This is a genomic window from Streptococcus oriscaviae (assembly GCF_018137985.1).
Classification (GTDB): domain Bacteria; phylum Bacillota; class Bacilli; order Lactobacillales; family Streptococcaceae; genus Streptococcus; species Streptococcus oriscaviae.
Window position 1 is genome coordinate 669,797 of sequence record NZ_CP073084.1, and the last position, 16,688, is coordinate 686,484.

At 45.2% G+C, this 16,688-nt stretch carries 20 protein-coding genes; 7 read left to right on the forward strand and 13 right to left on the reverse strand.

The genetic code is table 11. From position 1 onward, the window contains the following. Positions 1–51: 51 nt before the first annotated feature. Genes INT76_RS03275 through INT76_RS03285 form a run of 3 tightly spaced genes read right to left on the reverse strand, consistent with a single transcriptional unit; the run spans position 52 to position 3,725 of the window. Positions 52–2,292 (reverse strand): DNA internalization-related competence protein ComEC/Rec2, encoded by a 2,241-nt coding sequence (locus INT76_RS03275; protein ID WP_212572146.1) that lies wholly within the window; start codon positions 2,290–2,292, stop codon positions 52–54. Further along, positions 2,276–2,923, reverse strand: a complete 648-nt coding sequence (locus tag INT76_RS03280) for a helix-hairpin-helix domain-containing protein (protein ID WP_212572153.1) — start codon at positions 2,921–2,923, stop codon at positions 2,276–2,278. The genes INT76_RS03275 and INT76_RS03280 overlap by 17 nt, the downstream gene beginning before the upstream one ends. A 58-nt stretch (positions 2,924–2,981) precedes the next feature. After that, the gene (locus INT76_RS03285; protein WP_212572155.1) at positions 2,982–3,725 is read right to left on the reverse strand and encodes a lysophospholipid acyltransferase family protein; all 744 of its coding nucleotides are present in this window, start codon (positions 3,723–3,725) and stop codon (positions 2,982–2,984) included. A 99-nt stretch (positions 3,726–3,824) separates the two neighbouring features. Here INT76_RS03285 and INT76_RS03290 point away from each other — a divergent pair, with 99 nt between their 5' ends. From INT76_RS03290 to INT76_RS03300, 3 genes are read left to right on the forward strand one after another with little or no spacing between them, the layout of a single operon-like run. Beyond that, on the forward strand, positions 3,825–4,574 hold the full coding sequence (locus tag INT76_RS03290) for a tRNA1(Val) (adenine(37)-N6)-methyltransferase (protein ID WP_212572156.1): 750 nt from the start codon (positions 3,825–3,827) through the stop codon (positions 4,572–4,574). Then, positions 4,564–4,851, forward strand: coding sequence for a GIY-YIG nuclease family protein (locus INT76_RS03295; RefSeq protein ID WP_212572158.1), 288 nt, complete (start codon positions 4,564–4,566; stop codon positions 4,849–4,851). Before INT76_RS03290 ends, INT76_RS03295 begins: the two co-directional genes overlap by 11 nt. Positions 4,852–4,896: 45 nt before the next feature. After that, positions 4,897–5,121, forward strand: coding sequence for a hypothetical protein (locus INT76_RS03300; RefSeq protein WP_212572160.1), 225 nt, complete (start codon positions 4,897–4,899; stop codon positions 5,119–5,121). Positions 5,122–5,200: 79 nt separating this feature from the next. Here the strand turns inward: INT76_RS03300 and INT76_RS03305 are convergent, their stop codons facing one another. From INT76_RS03305 to INT76_RS03330, 6 genes are all read right to left on the reverse strand, one after another. Beyond that, the gene (locus INT76_RS03305) at positions 5,201–5,401 is read right to left on the reverse strand and encodes a hypothetical protein (protein WP_212572161.1); all 201 of its coding nucleotides are present in this window, start codon (positions 5,399–5,401) and stop codon (positions 5,201–5,203) included. 124 nt (positions 5,402–5,525) lie between these two features. Continuing rightward, on the reverse strand, positions 5,526–6,584 hold the full coding sequence (locus INT76_RS03310) for an LLM class flavin-dependent oxidoreductase (protein ID WP_212572163.1): 1,059 nt from the start codon (positions 6,582–6,584) through the stop codon (positions 5,526–5,528). Between the two features lie 113 nt (positions 6,585–6,697). Next, positions 6,698–7,108, reverse strand: coding sequence for a hypothetical protein (locus tag INT76_RS03315; protein WP_212572165.1), 411 nt, complete (start codon positions 7,106–7,108; stop codon positions 6,698–6,700). Between the two features lie 30 nt (positions 7,109–7,138). Further along, complete coding sequence (locus tag INT76_RS03320) at positions 7,139–8,386, reverse strand: ABC transporter permease (protein WP_212572167.1); 1,248 nt, start codon at positions 8,384–8,386, stop codon at positions 7,139–7,141. Beyond that, positions 8,386–9,081 (reverse strand): ABC transporter ATP-binding protein, encoded by a 696-nt coding sequence (locus INT76_RS03325; RefSeq protein ID WP_212572169.1) that lies wholly within the window; start codon positions 9,079–9,081, stop codon positions 8,386–8,388. Before INT76_RS03325 ends, INT76_RS03320 begins: the two co-directional genes overlap by 1 nt. After that, a complete protein-coding gene (locus tag INT76_RS03330) occupies positions 9,062–10,216 on the reverse strand; it encodes an efflux RND transporter periplasmic adaptor subunit (RefSeq protein ID WP_212572171.1) in 1,155 nt (384 codons plus the stop codon). The genes INT76_RS03325 and INT76_RS03330 overlap by 20 nt, the downstream gene beginning before the upstream one ends. Positions 10,217–10,449: 233 nt before the next feature. On the opposite strand from INT76_RS03330, the gene gorA reads away from it, so the two are divergent. Beyond that, positions 10,450–11,802: a glutathione-disulfide reductase gene (gorA, locus tag INT76_RS03335; RefSeq protein WP_212572173.1), complete on the forward strand. Its 1,353-nt coding sequence runs from the start codon at positions 10,450–10,452 to the stop codon at positions 11,800–11,802. A 371-nt stretch (positions 11,803–12,173) separates the two neighbouring features. Next, on the forward strand, positions 12,174–12,716 hold the full coding sequence (locus INT76_RS03340; RefSeq protein ID WP_212572175.1) for a biotin transporter BioY: 543 nt from the start codon (positions 12,174–12,176) through the stop codon (positions 12,714–12,716). Positions 12,717–12,740: 24 nt separating this feature from the next. Here INT76_RS03340 and INT76_RS03345 read toward each other — a convergent pair whose 3' ends face one another. Beyond that, on the reverse strand, positions 12,741–12,956 hold the full coding sequence (locus tag INT76_RS03345) for a YdbC family protein (RefSeq protein ID WP_212572177.1): 216 nt from the start codon (positions 12,954–12,956) through the stop codon (positions 12,741–12,743). A 93-nt stretch (positions 12,957–13,049) separates the two neighbouring features. Between INT76_RS03345 and INT76_RS03350 the strand changes: the two genes are divergently transcribed. Then, positions 13,050–13,370: a hypothetical protein gene (locus INT76_RS03350; RefSeq protein ID WP_212572185.1), complete on the forward strand. Its 321-nt coding sequence runs from the start codon at positions 13,050–13,052 to the stop codon at positions 13,368–13,370. Positions 13,371–13,397: 27 nt separating this feature from the next. Here the strand turns inward: INT76_RS03350 and INT76_RS03355 are convergent, their stop codons facing one another. Together INT76_RS03355 and INT76_RS03360 are read right to left on the reverse strand one after the other, a co-directional pair. After that, positions 13,398–14,684 (reverse strand): peptidase U32 family protein, encoded by a 1,287-nt coding sequence (locus INT76_RS03355; protein ID WP_212572187.1) that lies wholly within the window; start codon positions 14,682–14,684, stop codon positions 13,398–13,400. Positions 14,685–14,686: 2 nt separating this feature from the next. Further along, the gene (locus tag INT76_RS03360) at positions 14,687–15,616 is read right to left on the reverse strand and encodes a peptidase U32 family protein (protein ID WP_212572189.1); all 930 of its coding nucleotides are present in this window, start codon (positions 15,614–15,616) and stop codon (positions 14,687–14,689) included. Positions 15,617–15,771: 155 nt separating this feature from the next. On the opposite strand from INT76_RS03360, the gene INT76_RS03365 reads away from it, so the two are divergent. Further along, positions 15,772–16,086, forward strand: coding sequence for a DUF3270 domain-containing protein (locus INT76_RS03365; RefSeq protein WP_212572191.1), 315 nt, complete (start codon positions 15,772–15,774; stop codon positions 16,084–16,086). Between the two features lie 71 nt (positions 16,087–16,157). Here the strand turns inward: INT76_RS03365 and INT76_RS03370 are convergent, their stop codons facing one another. Further along, a complete protein-coding gene (locus tag INT76_RS03370; RefSeq protein WP_212572193.1) occupies positions 16,158–16,688 on the reverse strand; it encodes a YtxH domain-containing protein in 531 nt (176 codons plus the stop codon).

Here is a 16,688-nt window from a genome sequence, read left to right on the forward strand (position 1 = left end):
TATTATAGCAAAGGAGCCTAAGCTTCACAAGCTAGACCAAACAGACATCCACTATTCTCTTACTGTTTCTATGCGCCAGCTTGACCAGCCTCTAAAACGGACAGCGCCTTGCTGGTCTGTCCGATAGACCTGCATCTGCTGCTCTTCAAAACGAGCCAAGGTTTCTTGATGAGGGTGTTTGTAGCGATTGTTGACACCAGCCGATACCAAGGCAATCTTAGCGTCAATATGTTCCAAAAACTCAGGGTAAGAAGAACCTTTGGAACCATGGTGCCCGGCCTTGAGTACATCGACCGGCAGATTTGGATAGTTTTCTATCAAGTCGAGCTCTCCCTGCTCCAAATCCCCTGTAAAGAGGAAGTTGGTTCCCAGCAAGCGACCATAAAGAACAATGGAATCATTATTGCCCCCATCACCAGTTTCTGCTGGATAAAGAACCTCCAAGTGAGAACCCATGATGGGAATCTTATCACCTACCTCTGCCACATGGACTGGAACATTGAGCTGCTTCAGAGTTGCCACAAAGTCTGGAACGGTCAAACTTCCTGGCGACACATACACCTCTCCAATTTCGACATGCTTGGCCACCTCCAGCACATCGCCCACATGGTCCGTGTCGGTGTGGGTCAGAACCAACGAATCAATCCGCCCCACCCCTCGACTGTGGAGATAGGGAATCAGGGTTTGCTGGGCATTGCTTTCCCGCGACCGTTTTCGCCAGCCTTCCTTACTTGCAAACTCAAGGCGTCCACCCACATCAATCAGAACAGTTCGCCCCGACACATCCCTCAAGAACAGACTATCCCCCTGACCGATATCCACCATGGTCACCTCGTTTTCCAAGGGATGTTTTACCATGAAAAAAAGCAGAGCGAGCAAGAGACTCAGGGCGAACAAACACCGCTTTTTCCTGCGAAAATCATGAATCAGAAGCAAGACAAGAACTAGACACAAGAGGAGAAAATCTGACGGTTTTCCCAGTATCAAGGGCCTAAAGCCCAGATTGGCCACCCAAAGAATGACCTCCTCCAAACAAACAAATAAACCGTTGACCCAATCTATCTTCAGCACAGGTGATAAGAGAAAAATGACCGACAGACCTGGCAGTAGCAAGAAATCAAAAATGAAAGAAAAAAGAAAGGTCAAGAGGATAGAAAGAGGCTGGAACGAATAAAAATGGGTCATCAGAAGCGGTAAAATCCCCAACGAGATACTCAAACTCTCCGCCGCAAGTTTCCTCCACCGAGGCAACTCTTCAAAATCGAACACCCCCAACAAAAAGGCATAGGAAAAACTCAAAATCCCTCCAGCCGTCATCAACGATCTAGGAAGAAAAAACAGACAAATCAAGATGGTCAAAGCAAGATTGTCCAACTTTTTCACACCGTGATTCGCTAATAATTTCTGTATAAGCGAGCGAACTACCGATACTGAAAAGCCAGTCAGACCCGCGTAGACAAAGGAAAAAGGATACTGTAACCAATCCACCCACTCCTTGGTCAGACCCAGGCGCATGAACAGCCAGCGAAATCGGTCTACAAAAAAGCCGACCTGCATGCCAGACAGAGCAAAGAGATGGATGATCCCCAGACTCGAATAAATGGCGCTCATCTGTTCAAACTCACTCCCCAATTCCCCAAACAACAGCCCCGTCATATAATGGCTCATGGGTGCTGGAAAATGGGTTCTAATATGATCGATCGTCTTTTTTCGCAGACTAGACAGCCAGTCAAAGGGATTCCAACTGTTGACAGCCGTTACCTCCTTCATCGTCTTAATGGTCACCGTACGATAAATGCCCTGACTGGCCAGATAGGCCTGATAATCAAAACCATTAAAATTTCGTTGACCTGTTGCCTCACCGACCACCGCTTCAACCTCTATCTCCACCGTATCTGATAGAGAGTAGAAATAAGCCTGTTCCTCCTGACTGGCCAATTGATAAAAGACCTGATAGAGCCGACCGTCAGCCCTGCCTCGAAAAGACAGACTATCCCCCTTTATTTGGATAGTATCCGGTAGCAGATGTACCCTGTCCAAGTGGGTCGGAGCTGACTGGTCTTCCTCTTGCCATTGCAGCCGCTGAAAGCAGACAAACAGACTAAACAAACAGAGTAGCGGCAGCACCTTTAGAAAAACCTGTCTTTTTTGACCAAGAAAAAGAGCCAGAAGAAACAAACTGAGAAGGCCCATTGTCAAAAAAGAAAACGAATGAATGGTGAAATAGACAACCAACAAAAGAATCGCCAGCTGAATGGGTGGCAGAGAGAGGCGCTTAATCCACTGTGACATAGGGTCTTAGGCTTTCCATGGTCTTATCACCAATTCCGGATACATTGCTCAGGTCATCCACCGTCTTGAAACCACCGTTGGCCTCTCGATAGGCGATAATATCTGCTGCCCGCTTGGCACCGATACCAGAGATGGTTTGCAGGTCGGCCTCAGTCGCTGTATTGAGGTTGACCTTCGTATTCTTTTCACCCTGCATCGACCCTGCACTGTCACCTTCTCTACTACCGATGATAGATACCTGCTCCTCCACTCGTGCCACATAAACCACGGCTTCATCCGTTAGTTTCTGAGCCAGATTGATGGACTTGGGATCGGCCTCATCTGTCAGTCCTCCTGCCGCTTCGATCGCATCATTTACACGACTGCCAGCCTCCAAGCTGTAAAGCCCCGGTTCCTTGACGGCACCCTTGACATCCACAACCAACTGGCTTGCTTCCTCGGTCGAACTCGCTGCAAGGTCTTCCTGACTAGTGCTGGTTTGCTCTGTTTGTGGAAAATCAGTCAAGCCTGTTTGGTCTTGGGATTGGGCAGCCGGCCGGAAAAGGACGAAACTTCCTATCAACAACAAAGCCACTGCTGGCACCGATAACTGCCACTTGTATTCTTTTAGCCATTCAATATATTTGTCCATAAACTACCTCCACTTAGATAGTTCGAAAAAGAAAAAACTCGCATTTGCGAGTTCCGTCTTATTTATCTAACTGAGTGCTAGGTTTCCAAAAGAAACTAGCAATGTAACTAAAGGCATAGGTCAAGCCCAAGATAATAGCAACGAGCAAAAGGACAGGACCACGGTAAAGATAGGTTAACACATTTGGTTTTTTCTTAGTTTGATGCGATTTGGCCAAATCGTCCAGACGCTTAAATTCTGACTCAATCCGCTGGGTGACTTCCGCAACTCCCGCATCGTCCAAACGCTTGATGTCTGAAATATCAATCGGATCACCAAAGGCCACGTCGATGCGCTCACCCGCCAAGAGACCCTTGATGGTCATAGGACCGATGTAGGTAGCTGGCATCATTTTTACCTTGGCCGTTTTAGCAATGACCGCAACTCCACCTTTCAAATCTGAAGAGTGGCGGCTGCCTGAAGGAAACATTACCAGAGAGCGATTGCTTTTTTTCAGCATATTGACAGGGTACTTGATAGCAGCTGTTCCAGGATTTTCACGGTCAATCGGAAAAGCTCCGCACTTGCTAATCCACCAACCGAACCCGCGGTCTTTGAATAGCTCCTTCTTGGCCATAAAGATGAATTGCTTGGGAGCAGCAGCATAACCGAAAAAGACCGGATCCCAAAAGGTACGATGGGGGGCAATCAAAATATAATTCTCGCTTTCAGGCAAGATTTTTTCTCGATCGTGATAATGGATATTGCCGTTAATGGCCCATAAAAGGAAGGTCAACAGACTTCGTAAGTATGAATAAAACATGATACTACCTCTTCTTCTCTCAATCCCCTCTATTATATCATATTTTTTTCTGCAGAAAAGTGTTGGGCATCCGCTGTCACATTGTGCTATAATGTTCCTATGCAGAATTATCAACTACTTCAGGGAGAGCGGATTGACCAGCTGTTTTCCTCCAATATCAAGATTATTCAAAATAGAGAAGTGTTCAGTTATTCCATCGACAGCGTGCTACTTTCTCGTTTTCCAAATATCCCAGCAAAGACCAGCCTAGTGGTGGATTTGTGCAGCGGAAACGGAGCGGTCGGTCTCTTTGCCGCGACCAGAACCAAGGCAAAGATTATTCAGGTTGAATTGCAAGAACGCTTGGCAGACATGAACCGCCGGTCGATCACCCTCAACGCCTTAGAGGATCAAGTGAGCGTCATCAATGATGATTTGGCCAATCTGACCGACCACATCGAGCGGTCTCAGGTAGATCTCATCCTCTGCAACCCACCCTATTTCAAGGTGGACGAAACCTCGAACCTCAACGATAGCCAACACTACCTCCTAGCCCGCCATGAAATTGCGACCAATTTGGACAACATTTGTCAGGTGGCCCAGCAGGTACTCAAGTCCAATGGCCGACTGGCTATGGTGCATCGACCAGACCGCTTCCTGGACATCCTTGAAACCCTCAAAAAGTACAAACTGGCACCAAAGAAAGTCCAATTTGTCTACCCCAAGGCCAGCAAAGAAGCCAATATGCTCCTCATCGAGGCTCTCAAAGATGGTTCAACCACCGGACTCAAAATCCTGCCTCCTCTCATCGTTCATGAGGAAAACGGCGCCTACACCTCCGAAATCCGGGAGATTTATTATGGAAAATAAGGCCTACTTTTATGTCTTGAAATGCGCAGATGGCAGTCTCTACACCGGCTATACCACTGATTTGGACAAGCGCCTACTGACACATAATCAGGGCAAGGGAGCCAAATATACCCGTAGCCGACTTCCAGTCAGCCTGCTTTACTGTGAGCCTTTTTCTAGCAAGCAAGAGGCCATGAGTGCAGAAGCCCTCTTTAAACGCAAAAAGCGCCAGGCCAAGCTGGACTATATCGCTGAAAAAACTTCCCATCTCACAGATAAGGAATCCAAGCATGCTTAAACTGTACAAACCCAATTAACAGACCACTGGTTTCGTCAACAATTCATGGCTGACCCAGAAACCATGGCCTATAATCAAGCTTGGGGAGGAACCATTCCCTTCCCAGAATATAGTTGGCAAAAGTGGTACACTCATTGGCTTATTCAGCACGAAAACAAGCACTTCTACCGCTATCTTCTTGACACAGAAAGCCAACTCTTTGTTGGAGAAGTGGCTTACTATTATGATGCTGATTTTCAGGCCTATCTGGCTGATATTATAGTGAATTGAGAAAGGAATAGGACAAGGCAAGTTGATGCAGATAGAACTGGAGTTCATCAAAGAGACTTAACGATGTCCTAACCTTTATTCAGTTCACTATATTATCCCAGCCCAGTACCGTGGCAAGGGTTATGGCAGGCAAGGACTTCGATTGCTTTGTCAAGCAGCCCTCTCCGCCGGAATTTCTCAACTCCAAGATTCCATTGGCCTTGATAATCCCTCGCTTGCCCTCTTTCTCAACGAAGGCTTCCAAATCATTGACCAAACATCCGAATACACTCTGGTTCAAAAACAACTACTCACTCCTTAGCCTCGTGAACCGCACCTCAAACGTTTCTAGCGACTGGGTGCGGTTCTTTTCTTTTATCAAAAAACCGGCTGAACAGCCGGTCTGGTACTCGAACAACAAAGGATTACGCCTTATTGCTCTCCTTATTTGCAAAGTAATTTCTGACAATCGGTGCTACTTCTTTTCCGTAGAGTTCGATGGCACGAAGAACATCCTCATGCGGCATGGAGCCGATTGGCAGATGGAGGAAGAAGCGATCCAGATCTAGGGTTTCAATCGTCTGGATAATCTTTTGTGCCACATGCTGCGGATCTCCAACAATGGTTGACCCAGCATCTGTCAGAGAGTGAAGGTATTGGCCCTTGGTCATCTGCGACCAGTGCGGGCGATCTTTTGCGATGTTGTCTGTCATCACCTTGGTAGGATGGAAATAATCAGCCACAGCCTTGTCATGGTCATCCGCTATCCAACCCCATGAATGAACAGCCACCTTGGTTTTTTCTGGAGAATGACCAGCGTTTCTAGCTACCTTACGATAAGCATCTACCAACGGTTTGAAGTGCTTAGGTGCCGTTCCAATGATGGCATAGACAATCGGCAAACCTAGCTTAGCAATTTTGATACTGGACTCTACATGCCCCCCTGTTGCGACCCAAATTGGAAAATCATCCTGAACAGGACGCGGATATACGGGTTTATTATCAACAGACTGGGTAAACTTGCCTTCCCACTTCAGATTGGTTGCCTTGTCAATCTCCAAGAGCATGTCTAGCTTTTCATCAAACAACTCCTCATAATCCTTGAGGTCATAACCAAATAGGGGGAAAGACTCGGTAAAGGAGCCTCGCCCAGCCATAATCTCCGCACGTCCATTGGACAAGGCGTCGATGGTTGTATACTGCTGGTAGAGCCTTACTGGATCCATAGAGGACAAGATGGAAACTGCCGATGTCAGCTTGATCTGCTTGGTATTGACGGCCCCTGCTGCCAGAACAATTTCAGGTGCAGACACCGCAAAATCTTCTCGGTGATGCTCTCCAATTCCATAGACATCCAGACCCACCGCATCTGCTAGCTCGATTTCCTTTACCAGCTGGCGGATCCGCTCATCGTGGGAGTAGACTTCTCCTGTCTGTTCCAGAGGCGTTGTTTCTCCAAATGTTGAAATACCTAATTCTACCATGATAGTGACTCCTTTATTCTTTATGATTGTATTTTATCACTAATTAGTAATATATACAAGAAATCTGCTTATCTGAGCGCAAAAAAGACTCAGCCATAGCCGAGTCTTCTATTTTATTCCCATTTCTCAGGTGTCCGAAACCATTCAGCTTCTTCCTTGGTTAGTTTCAGCTGAAGGTCGCCTAGAATTGGTAAATCTTTAATGGATAGTAAATCATAATTCTGATAAATCTCCATCGTGATTTCGTATTTCGATTGGCCTTTGAGGATAAAACGGTAGGCTAGTTGAGCATCGTTTGGAACGGCATCAAACACTTCCAATCCTTCGACGGTGTTTTGACTAGCGTAGTCAGAAAATTTCTCCAAGACGGCTGTGTCTGTGGTTTCAAGAATTTTTTCATCATTTTCGTCATAAACTGTAATGGTCTGTTTTTCCTGATTCGACTGCTGACTAAAAGTACTTGAACAACTAGCAAGTAAAGTCACACTTAAGAAAGCAACTAGTGCATATAAGAAACGTTTCATACTAACCTCCTCAGTAAGGAAAAAGATTACTTACTCATATCGAAGGGCTTCAATTGGATCCAGTTTGGAAGCCTTATTAGCTGGAAGGACACCAAAGACGATACCAACAAAGGCTGAGAAGGCCATGCTGCCTAGTACGACAGGTAGTGAGATGGAGGACTTGATTTCAGGGCCGAGGATTTGCATAATGTTGAAGAGATAAACAACCCCCTGAGCCAAGACCAGACCAATCAAACCACCCAAGCTAGTTAAGACAATGGCTTCAATCAAAAACTGCATTAAGATATTCCCTCTGGTCGCACCCAATGCCTTACGCAAGCCGATTTCTCGAGTCCGCTCGGTCACCGATACCAACATGATGTTCATCACCCCGATACCACCAACCAGCAGGGAGACACCTGCTACTGATCCGATAAAGAGAGTCATTGCAGACAACTGCTGATTGATTTGATCCAGCATGCTAGATAAGTCGTAGATATCGTAGCGTGCTTCTCTCAAGCCAGTCGCCCTTGTCAAATAGTCTGCCGCTGCCCTTCCGACTTCGGAAGCTCGACTGACATCCGCCACATGGACGTAGATGGACGAGTGTTCCTTCATACCGCTCTCGGCTGCTAATTGCGTATTGGTCATGACGGCATTTCCGCCTGAGTTCATCCCATAAAGGGCCGAACCTGCATTGGGATCCTTATAGACACCAACAACCAGATAAGCGTTGTTTTGCAGACTAACTGTTTGATTGAGAGAGGCTTCGATTGAGCCGAATAGTTTTTCAGCCAAGGCCTTGTCCAGCATGATAATGCGTGAGAATTGCGCATAGTCATTCGCCGTGAATTTGCGCCCGGCTAAAATATCATACTGTTTGATATCAAAGAAGGTTTGACTGACACCTGTGATATTGACATTCTCAGCTTTTTTATTTCCAAAACTGAGTTCCGCCATGGTTGAATTGCTCGTATAGTAGTTTTCAACCCCATCGATGTCCAACAAGCCTTGCAAGATAGGGCTGGTCAGATCTGGCTCTGCTTCATCTACTGGCTCTGCGTAATAGGCGGAACCAAACATCCCTGAAGAAGCTTCTGTTTCGACATAGTTAGAGAAATAGACATTGACATTTTTTTGATCACCCGCCAGCGAGTCTTCAAAATAATTTTTCATCCCATTTCCCATTGCCATGATAACAACGACGGCCGCCACACCAAAGATAATCCCCAACATGGTCAACAGAGAACGCATCTTGTGAGCCAGGATGGATTTGAGGGCGAATTTCCAATTTTCCATTATACCCCCTCCTTGCGACGATCTTCTGTGATGATGCCATCCCGCAACACGATGGTTCGTTTAGCATAGGCTGCAATCTCCGGCTCGTGAGTAACCATGATAATGGTCTTGCCTTCTTCATTTAGCTCTGTCAAAAGCTCCATGATTTGTTGGCCAGTCTTGGTATCCAAAGCTCCTGTCGGTTCATCTGCCAGAATAATAGAAGGGGAATTGACCAAAGCCCTAGCAATCGCCACCCGCTGCTTTTGCCCACCAGATAACTCTGATGGAAGGTGGGTCATCCGCTCACCTAATTCAACTTTTTCCAAGTACTGCTTGGCCAAATCTCTGCGTTTTCCTGTCGGAACACCCGCGTAAATCAAGGGAAGTTCAACATTTTGAAGGGCATTGAGCTTGGCCAGCAAAAAGAACTGTTGAAAGACAAAGCCGATTTGGTTGTTACGGACTTGGGCTAATTTTTTCTCTGATAATTGACTGACCTCGGTATAATCCAAGACATAGTTTCCAGAGCTTGCCCTGTCCAATAAACCAATAATGTTCATCAAGGTTGACTTACCTGAGCCAGAAGGCCCCATGATGGCAAGAAATTCTCCTTCTTCGACTTCTAGGTCAATATCTTTGAGAACGCGGAGTTCCTGATCTCCATTGCGATAGCTTTTGTTGATGCCTGACAGCTTAATTAGTTGGTTCTTCATAGGCCTCAACCTCTTTTCCATCTTCTAGGCTGTCATTTGGAATCGTGATAACCTGATCCCCTACTGTGAGACCAGCTGTCACTTCTTGGTTGGTTGCATCAGCACTTCCTAGTGTTACTTCCACTTTCTTAGCCTTGCCATCTACAATAGTCCAAACATAATTCTTCTCTTCTTCTGCAACCACTGCCGTTACAGGAACAAGAATAGATTTACTTGTGTTAACAACTTCAATATTGACGCTAAATCCTTGCTTCAAAGGCCCCACTTCGCTGGTCAATGCTACTTTAAATGGATATTTAGAACCTGAGTTGCCAGATGTACCCGTCACAGCCGCTGCTTGTGAGCCCTCTGGATAGTTAGAAATGTAGCTAATCTTACCAGTCCAAGATTGTTCTGGATAGACTTTAGAAGTAATCTTCACTTCCTGATCAACAGCTATATTAGCCAAATCGTACTCAGTCAAACTGCCAGTAATCTGAAGGCTGCCTTGGTTCACCACATGTACTACCGTCTGGTTGGTGCTGGTGTTGGAGCGAGATACCGATTTGTTGACCTCAACCACTGTCCCCACAACTGTGCTGGTTACAGTCGCTTCATTCAAAGCAGCAGCTGCCTTATCTACATTGGCTTGAGCGTCTGCGTAAGAATCATTCAAGTCTTGCAACTGCATGTCTACACTGCGCTGCGTTGAAGCCACATTGCTGTTGTCTGTTGCTTCATCTCCAGTCATGGTAACTGTTTGACCGTTGGTTTTCAAATCATGAATCTGACGGGCAACCTTATCCCGCGCCCGAACAGCTGTGTCATAAGTTGCCTGCAACTCACTGGTATCGTATTTTACCAGAGGAGTTCCAACCTGAACTTGATCCCCTTGACCAACATAGACTGTTTCCAAATCACCCTTAGAGCCATCGTAGTAGACATACTGCTCTTCAGCCGCTGAAACCGTTCCTGACAACAGAGTGGCTGACGCAATCGAACCTTCTTTAGCAACTGTGTATGTTAGACCAACTTCCGTATCCGTTGTAGACTGAGAACTATTCGGATTCAAAAGCAGTGCGGCCAACACCAGGGCTACTGCTACAAGACCTATACCTGAGAACAAAGCAATCTTAGCTTTCTTTGACTTAAACATATACTTCTCCTTTTCTTATACACAGACATTATTTTCTTGTGTTATCTAAATAATACATCAATACAAAACAAATTGCAAGTATTTATGTCACTATCTTACAAAAAAATAAAAAAAAATAGCATCCAAAAACCAAGATTTACGGCTTACAATTTTGTAAGTTTGACTAGCGTAGCGGATTTTTGCAGGAATTTTGCATTTTCGATAAAATAATAAAAAAAGAAAAGGTAGAAATTATGGTTAGAAAATTTGATATTATCGCAATCGGAGGAGGAAGCGGGGGAATTGCTAGCATGAACCGCGCAGCTGAACACGGAGCCAAGGCCGCAGTTATCGAAGGACATCACCTTGGTGGTACCTGTGTCAATGTCGGCTGCGTTCCTAAAAAAATCATGTGGTATGCTTCCGGAGTAGCAGAAACCTTCCACCACTACGGCTCTGACTATGGATTTTCTGCACAAAACATCCAGTTTGACTTTGCTCAGTTACGAAAAAATCGAGAAGCCTATATCGAACGCTCTCGCTCTTCCTATACCAACACCTTCAAACGCAATGGCGTTGAAACCATTGCCGGTTTTGCTCGTTTCGTTGATGCTCATACGCTAGAAGTGAATGGTGAGCTGCTGACCGCTGATCATATCCTTATTGCCACTGGAGCCCGTCCCATCATTCCTGAAGTTCCCGGAAAGGAACTCGGAGTTGTATCTGACGATGTATTTGCCTGGGAAGAGCTCCCCGCTTCCGTTGCCGTGATTGGGGCTGGCTATATTGCTGTCGAAATGGCTGGCCTTCTTCATGGTCTAGGAGTTCAAACAGACCTTTTTGTCCGCAAGGAAGCCCCTCTGCGCAGCTTTGACTCCTATATTGTCGAAGCCCTGATAGAAGAAATGGAACGCACCCAGCTCCCTCTTCATACCCACAAGATACCAAGCCGCTTGGAAAAAACAAAAGAGGGCCTCGTTCGCATCTATTTTGAAGACGGAAGCAGCCATGTCGCCGAACAAGTCCTTTGGGCAATCGGACGAAAACCCAATACTGAAGGGTTAAATCTGGAGGCTGCTGGTGTTACCTTAACACCGTCCGGCCATATTGCTGTCAATGATTTTCAAGAAACTGTAGTTCCAGGAATCTACGCCCTAGGAGATGTTACTGGTGAAAAAGAGCTGACACCTGTGGCTATCAAGGCTGGTCGCCTGCTGTCAGAACGCCTCTTCAACCACAAGCCAGATGCCAAGATGGACTATCGTCAAATCCCGACAGTCGTCTTTTCTCACCCCGCTATTGGTACAGTTGGTTTGACAGAAAAAGAAGCGGTAGCTACCTACGGTGCAGAAGCTGTGACATGCTACACCTCCAGCTTCACCTCCATGTATACTGCTTTAGCTGACAACCGCCAAGTAGCCAAATTTAAACTGGTTACTCTTGGACCCGAAGAACAAGTGGTTGGTCTTCACGGTATCGGTTATGGGGTAGATGAAATGATTCAAGGCTTTGCTGTTGCAATGAAGATGGGAGCCACCAAGGCAGACTTTGACGCTACTGTGGCCATTCACCCAACGGGTTCTGAAGAATTTGTAACCATGAGATAAGATGCAAAAAAACTTGCCTGTTGGGGCAAGTTTTTTATAGCTTTGAAATACCGTAGCCAACCCGGACTTAAAATCTGGAAAATGGCTACGGCCCCGGGGGGCATAATAAATAGTCAACCCATTCTAACAATCGGTTTGACCAACTTAATCTCATCTGTGAAACCAATTATCTCATTCATAGAGGATATACTTATTCTATCATAGAAGCTCCTTGTTGGTTCTCTTTTATTTATGTAAAATCTCATATAAAATTTTTATAGCCGTGATAGATTTTCTTAATGACCTGTGACAGCCGATTGAAAGGATTTGACTTTTTCCTCAAAATTCCCTATACTCTTAGTTACCCTACTAAATAATAAAGGATAACAATCATGCAAAAAAACAACATACAAACCATTATCTATGTAGCTTTAGGAGCCGCTTTAATCGCAGCCCTTTCTCAAGTTACCCTCTCCATCGGCTTGGTGCCATTTACCCTACAAACTCTCGCTATCGGTCTCATTGCTACAAGTTTCAAGCCTAAAGAAGCTATCTTGAGCATCCTTATCTACTTGCTTCTTGGAGCGCTTGGTCTTCCAGTCTTTGCTGGTTTTTCCGGTGGTTTTGCTGCTCTCTTCAGCCCGACTGCTGGCTTTCTTTGGGGTTTCCTCCTCTTTGCAACTGTAACCTCCATCTTAACCAAGCCAAACTCCTCTCTTGCAAAAGTATTCTTGGCTAATCTAATAGGTGACAGCCTCTGTTTCCTACTAGGTTTTGTCGTATTCAAGTTTGTAACAGGAGCTAGCTGGACAGATAGTTTAGCCTGGACAGTCCTTCCGTTTGTCCTGCCGGACTTGTTCAAAATTGCAATCATCACTTTGGCTCACCGCTTCTTAAAGCCTGTCTTAAAGGACATCACATACTTCAAAGCATAAAAGCAGGGAGCCCCCTGCTTCTTCTTATTGATTACGAAAAGCATCCAGCAAAACCTGAAACTCTTCATTGGAAAGAGTAATTCCCTTTCCCATCTTAGTATGGTCTGGACTCCAAGTACGAATATCGTACTTAGCTGGCGCTCCGTTAAAGGAAACGCGATTGAGTTCCTTGGTCCAACCTTTCTCATTCTCAGACAGGACCAAGAGTTTTTCTTCAATTTCAAATGTAAATTCTGCCATATTCCCTCCTACTCTTTCTATTCGAGAAAACTTGTCTTTTTCTCTAAAATTCGCTATGATTATTATATCAGGTATGAAAGGAAATAACCAGTCATGAAAGAATTTCTTCAGGTTCTATTGCAACACATCAATCGTTTTTTGGGCAATTCCCAACCGGATGTGTCCGATAAACCTGACGAAAAAAAGGATTTGCTTAATACCATCCAACTAGCCCTCTACAAAAAAGCTGCTGTTCATGTGATTTATGGCAACAAGAGCTTTACAGGAGATATTGTAAAATGGGATGACAAGCGCCAGCAACTCATTTTGAAAAACTTCAAAAAAAGTGTCACCAGTATCATCCGCATGAGAGATATTAAGCGAATTTCCCTAGTTCCTGACAGTATACGACAATCCCAACGGCAAAAAAACTAGCAAAAAACGACCAGACGGTCGTTTTCTTTATGCTCGAATCGTCATAGAAGTGCCATTCTCTTTGTAGAGATTGATCAAACCGGATTGACAGGAACGCACCATATCCCCTGGATAAACTTCTTTATCCAAACGAATTGTCAACAGTTCCATTGGCTTATTGGCCCGTTCGATCTTTTCTCCATTGGAATCGTGGAGGTTGTTGATGGTTGTTTCAAAATGGCGGAAACCTGGGCCGTAGAACTCCACCTTATCGCCTTCGTTGATAACATTGCGCTGGCGAATCGTTGCGGTCATGGTTTCCTTATCAAAAGCTACCACTTCTGCGATGAATTTGTACTCTGGAATTTTGCGACGCGCTCCAAAAAGCTGCTCATTCTCACTTGGCGGGCTGTAATAGAAACCTGTTGCCAACTCGCGCTGGGCCACCTTCCACATCTCATCAATCAAGTCCTGCTTAATGGCTTCAAATTTCTCAGGACTTTCCAGATAGGCATCAACAGCCGCCTTATAACAGTTGGTCACCGTTGATACATAGTGGACGGATTTCATCCGACCCTCGATTTTCAGGCTATCCACTCCATTTTCAATCATATCTGGAATGTGGTCAATCATACACATATCGACGGCAGACATGGAAAATTCTTCTGGAACCTGGCCTTTGATTGAACGTCTTTCGTCGCCAAATGGCAAGTCATAGAGATTGTACTTCCAGCGGCAGGACTGGGAGCAGCCACCGCGGTTGGCATCGCGATTGCTCATGTGGTTGGAGAGAACACAGCGACCTGAATAGGAAATACACATGGCTCCATGGACAAAGGCTTCAATTTCAACATCGGTCCGCTTGCGAATTTCGGCCACCTCTTTCATGGTTACCTCACGCGCCAGCACCACACGGGTCAATCCTAATTCTTTCCAAAATTCAAAGGTCTCGTAATTGGTGGAAGAAGCTTGAGTAGACAAGTGAATTTCAAGTCCAGGAGCTTCCGTTGCACAAATTACGATTAAGGCCGGATCTGACACAATAACTGCGTCCAAGCCCATATCGCGCAATTCGCGGAACCAGGCTCCTGCTCCTTCTTCATTGCCTTCATGGGTGACCATATTGGCTGCCACATAGACTTTGGCTCCGCGTGCATGGGCATAATCAATCCCTTCACGCATCTCATCCATGGTGAAATTCCCCGCCCGGCTCCGCAAACCGTAAGCCTGACCGCCAACGAAGACAGCATCCGCGCCGTAGTCAATTGCCACCTTTAGTTTTTCCAAAGTTCCCGCAGGCGAGAGAACCTCGGGACGTTTCAATGTTTTTGACATGCTTATTTTACCTTATCCTTGTCGTAATCGTAGAATCCTGTATCCAAACCACGCTCAGCTGGATGGAGTTTGCGCACTTCTTCTTCCAGCAAAAAGGCCTGGTCATTACTAAATTGCCCCTTTTCAATCAAATCCCGGGCCTGGACAAACAATTTGGCAATGGCTACAAAGTTGGGTCCTGGGCAATAGATACCATCTAATTTCCAGTTGCGGTAGCCATGTTCAGCCAACTCCAGCAGCTTGGTCATCATGCTGATGTCATTGTTGATGAAGATATGGGTACCATGCTTGTCTTCAAAAATAGAATAATGGCTGTCTGGATCTGAGGGCTCTGCCAAGAATAAACCGCGCTCTTTTGATAGGTCTGTTTCATCAGCCTTCGTAAAATTATAGTAGTTTTGCAGGAGAGTCCGTTTGGAATGGTGAATGACAGAAGCGCCATAGACGAGAATCTCAGCAGGCATTTCAAGATTTTTAGCAATTTCAAAAAGCTCCACCGAAGGAATTTCACGCGCTAAAACAGCCTCCACAGCACCATGGTCCTTCCAAAAATTGATTTGGCGGCTAGAGGTGACAAAAACCGATGTATCATAAATGAGCTTAAAGTTATACCCATCGCGCTTGTTGATGTAGAAGACACCAGTATCTCCGACCACCAGATAGTCTACTCCAATCTCCTTCATCAATTCCATAAAGGGTTTAATGGCATCCATCATGTCTTGGTGCATAAGAGCGTTAGCGGCCACGGTCAGCTCTTTTCCTGCCGCATGGACTAGACGGGCAATCTCTCTCAGTTCATCATAAGAAAAATTGGTCGGAAGGCGCAAACCATAGTCTGCTTCCCCAACATAAATCCGGTCCACACCAGCTTCTAAAAGTTCTTTTACTTGTTCAATGCTTTCAGCTGTTGCTGTAATGATAATTTTTCCCATAAAGATTATTATATCAAAAAAACAAACTATTTTTAAGGTCTAAAACCACTTTAATGTTCAGACTTTTCTCATTTTCTTGTAACAGTATTGTAATGTAACTGACACAAAAAAACAGCAATGTTATGGTATGCTTATAGGGCATAAAAGGAGACGATATGGCACTTAGACAATATCGGCCTGACACCCACCCGTATGAGAACTCCCTCCCGAAAGAGAAACAGGCCACTTACCAAACCTATCAAGCCAGCAATCCACATAAAGAACGACTGAAAGAACTGTTATTTTTTGTTAACATTGTCCTATTTAGTATCATCACTGTGATGGCTGCTTATATCTACCTTTCTTTCCAGATCCCTGTATTCATTGCCTTTTTGATGGCAATCGTTACAGGCTTTATTGGCTTGCGTTTAGTGCAGGCTCTTATGAGAAGAAAGTACAAACAAATCAAACAGAAAAAACGCCGCAAATAAGAGGGGAATCGACTCCCCTCTTATTCGATGACCAAAAAACACTGATAGCGCGTCTATCAGTGTTTTTTGGCTTATGCTGGATTTTCTTCTGAATCAGCTAGATCAGCAGCTACTTCTTCTTGTTCCGGCTGGGAGCTTACTTGACCTGTATAGTCAATTTCGATAACTTCTTGGTTGATGTTTTCTTCTGTGGCAGGCTTATGACCAGCCATTTTTTCTTTGATGGATGCAAAAAGATCTGCCGTAGACAAATTTTGTTCTGCCATCTTTTCCTTAATCTGCTCAAATTTTTCAAGCGACTGTTCCTTGACAACCTGCGCTTTTTCTTTGCCAGATTGAACCAAGTCATCAACCGTCAGTTCACCTGACTCAAACTGGCTCTTGACTTCTTCATAGCGATCTACCGCGTGTTTGCCAAGGTCCTGTGCCTTGTTGATTAAGTCCGCATTGATTTCTTCATGATTTTCCTTGTAATCTCGAGCAAAATGAACTACTTTTTCCTTGACTGCCTTCCCAGTCTTGGAAGCTAGGAAGACTGCTGCTGCCGCTCCTCCTGCTGCTCCTAAAAGGATACTTGTAAAAATACTTGATTTTTTGACCAT

What these genes read in the sequence shown, in the direction of transcription:
- INT76_RS03275 (WP_212572146.1), bottom strand. Translation starts at nt 2,292, where the DNA reads ATGTCACAGTGGATTAAGCGCCTCTCTCTGCCACCCATTCAGCTGGCG.
- INT76_RS03280 (WP_212572153.1), bottom strand. Translation starts at nt 2,923, where the DNA reads ATGGACAAATATATTGAATGGCTAAAAGAATACAAGTGGCAGTTATCG.
- INT76_RS03285 (WP_212572155.1), bottom strand. Translation starts at nt 3,725, where the DNA reads ATGTTTTATTCATACTTACGAAGTCTGTTGACCTTCCTTTTATGGGCC.
- INT76_RS03290 (WP_212572156.1), top strand. Translation starts at nt 3,825, where the DNA reads ATGCAGAATTATCAACTACTTCAGGGAGAGCGGATTGACCAGCTGTTT.
- INT76_RS03295 (WP_212572158.1), top strand. Translation starts at nt 4,564, where the DNA reads ATGGAAAATAAGGCCTACTTTTATGTCTTGAAATGCGCAGATGGCAGT.
- INT76_RS03300 (WP_212572160.1), top strand. Translation starts at nt 4,897, where the DNA reads ATGGCTGACCCAGAAACCATGGCCTATAATCAAGCTTGGGGAGGAACC.
- INT76_RS03310 (WP_212572163.1), bottom strand. Translation starts at nt 6,584, where the DNA reads ATGGTAGAATTAGGTATTTCAACATTTGGAGAAACAACGCCTCTGGAA.
- INT76_RS03315 (WP_212572165.1), bottom strand. Translation starts at nt 7,108, where the DNA reads ATGAAACGTTTCTTATATGCACTAGTTGCTTTCTTAAGTGTGACTTTA.
- INT76_RS03320 (WP_212572167.1), bottom strand. Translation starts at nt 8,386, where the DNA reads ATGGAAAATTGGAAATTCGCCCTCAAATCCATCCTGGCTCACAAGATG.
- INT76_RS03325 (WP_212572169.1), bottom strand. Translation starts at nt 9,081, where the DNA reads ATGAAGAACCAACTAATTAAGCTGTCAGGCATCAACAAAAGCTATCGC.
- INT76_RS03330 (WP_212572171.1), bottom strand. Translation starts at nt 10,216, where the DNA reads ATGTTTAAGTCAAAGAAAGCTAAGATTGCTTTGTTCTCAGGTATAGGT.
- gorA (WP_212572173.1), top strand. Translation starts at nt 10,450, where the DNA reads ATGGTTAGAAAATTTGATATTATCGCAATCGGAGGAGGAAGCGGGGGA.
- INT76_RS03340 (WP_212572175.1), top strand. Translation starts at nt 12,174, where the DNA reads ATGCAAAAAAACAACATACAAACCATTATCTATGTAGCTTTAGGAGCC.
- INT76_RS03345 (WP_212572177.1), bottom strand. Translation starts at nt 12,956, where the DNA reads ATGGCAGAATTTACATTTGAAATTGAAGAAAAACTCTTGGTCCTGTCT.
- INT76_RS03350 (WP_212572185.1), top strand. Translation starts at nt 13,050, where the DNA reads ATGAAAGAATTTCTTCAGGTTCTATTGCAACACATCAATCGTTTTTTG.
- INT76_RS03355 (WP_212572187.1), bottom strand. Translation starts at nt 14,684, where the DNA reads ATGTCAAAAACATTGAAACGTCCCGAGGTTCTCTCGCCTGCGGGAACT.
- INT76_RS03360 (WP_212572189.1), bottom strand. Translation starts at nt 15,616, where the DNA reads ATGGGAAAAATTATCATTACAGCAACAGCTGAAAGCATTGAACAAGTA.
- INT76_RS03365 (WP_212572191.1), top strand. Translation starts at nt 15,772, where the DNA reads ATGGCACTTAGACAATATCGGCCTGACACCCACCCGTATGAGAACTCC.
- INT76_RS03370 (WP_212572193.1), bottom strand. Translation starts at nt 16,688, where the DNA reads ATGGTCAAAAAATCAAGTATTTTTACAAGTATCCTTTTAGGAGCAGCA.